Consider the following 1843-nt stretch of genomic DNA (forward strand, 5'->3'; position numbering starts at 1 on the left):
GGCCTTTTATCATTTTTTTAATCACAAAACGTTGCTTTTTTTACTCAGAATGGCAAATTGAATCCATACCGATTAGAAATTGTTTAGTTTAGAAAGGATGTTGTATGTGTTCAGTATTTGGGATTTTAGACATTAAAAGTGATGCAGCGGCACTGCGTCCTATCGCGTTAGAAATGTCGAAAAAGCTTCGTCACCGTGGCCCTGACTGGTCTGGTATCTACTCTTCAGAAAGAGCAATCCTAGCTCACGAGCGCTTGGCTATCGTTGGTCTAAATAGCGGTGCTCAACCACTATACAGCCCTGATAAAAAACTAATCCTTGCCGTTAACGGTGAGATCTACAACCACAAAGAGATTCGCGCTCGCTACGAAGGCAAGTACGAATTCCAAACAGACTCTGACTGTGAAGTTATTTTAGCGCTGTATCAAGACATGGGTGCTGATCTTCTTGAAGAGCTAAACGGCATTTTTGCTTTCGTACTGTACGATGAAGAAAAAGATGAGTACCTAGTAGGTCGTGACCATATCGGTATCATTCCTCTTTACCAAGGTTACGATGAACACGGTAACTACTACGTCGCTTCCGAAATGAAAGCACTCGTACCCGTTTGTAAAACAGTCAGCGAATTCCCTCCAGGTTCGCACTACAGCTCAAAAGATGCAGAACCTCAGCGTTACTACATCCGTGACTGGAACGAATATGCTGCTGTTCAAGGTAACAGCACGAGTAAAGAAGAACTAACAGAAGCACTGGAAGCAGCGGTGAAACGTCAACTAATGACTGACGTACCATACGGCGTACTACTATCTGGTGGTCTGGATTCATCCATCACATCTGCGGTAGCAAAACGCTATGCTGCGATGCGTATCGAAGACGATGAAAAGTCAGAAGCATGGTGGCCTCAACTTCACTCTTTTGCGGTTGGTCTTGAAGGCGCTCCAGACTTAAAAGCAGCACGTGAAGTGGCAGAAAAGATTGGCACCGTTCACCACGAAATGACATACACCATTCAAGAAGGTTTGGATGCTATTCGTGACGTGATTTACCACATCGAGACTTATGACGTAACAACGATTCGTGCCTCAACACCGATGTTCCTCATGGGCCGTAAAATCAAGGCAATGGGCATCAAAATGGTGCTTTCTGGTGAAGGCGCTGATGAAATCTTCGGTGGCTACTTGTACTTCCACAAAGCGCCAAACGCAAAAGAGTTCCACGAAGAAACGGTTCGTAAACTGCTGGCTCTAAACATGTTTGACTGTGCCCGTGCGAACAAATCGTTGGCGGCATGGGGCGTTGAAGGCCGTGTACCATTCTTGGATAAAGAGTTCATTGACGTCGCAATGCGCCTAAACCCTGCAGACAAAATGTGTGGCAACGGTAAGATGGAAAAACACATTCTTCGCGAATGTTTTGAGCATTACTTACCAGACTCAATCGCTTGGCGTCAAAAAGAGCAGTTTTCTGATGGCGTAGGTTACAGCTGGATTGACACTTTGAAGGCCGTAGCAGAAGAGAAAGTGACCGATCAACAGATGGAAACGGCTCAGTACCGCTTCCCATACAACACACCAACAACTAAAGAAGGTTACGTATACCGCGAAATTTTTGAGGAGTTGTTCCCATTACCATCAGCTGCAGAATGTGTACCAGGTGGTCCTTCTGTAGCGTGTTCATCAGCGAAAGCGATTGAGTGGGATGAGTCATTCAAGAACTGTGTTGACCCTTCAGGCCGTGCAGTGCAAACCGTTCACAACGACGCTTACTAAGCAGAATTGGGCTGGAGCAGCAATCCAGCCCAATTATTTAACTTGTTGACGTTAAGATCAAAAAGAGGTGCGTG

The 1843-nt window shown here is 45.5% G+C and carries 1 protein-coding gene; it reads left to right on the forward strand.

What is annotated here, in order from left to right; genetic code table 11:
• Positions 1 to 104: 104 nt before the first annotated feature.
• Positions 105 to 1769, forward strand: a complete 1665-nt coding sequence (asnB, locus tag R8O11_RS24720; protein ID WP_005454564.1) for an asparagine synthase B — start codon at positions 105 to 107, stop codon at positions 1767 to 1769.
• Positions 1770 to 1843 lie beyond the last annotated feature (74 nt).

The organism is Vibrio sp. 1288, assembly GCF_033344475.1.

Bases quoted from the DNA above. Each gene is read 5' to 3' on its own strand.
- asnB (WP_005454564.1), top strand. From the start codon at position 105: ATGTGTTCAGTATTTGGGATTTTAGACATTAAAAGTGATGCAGCGGCA.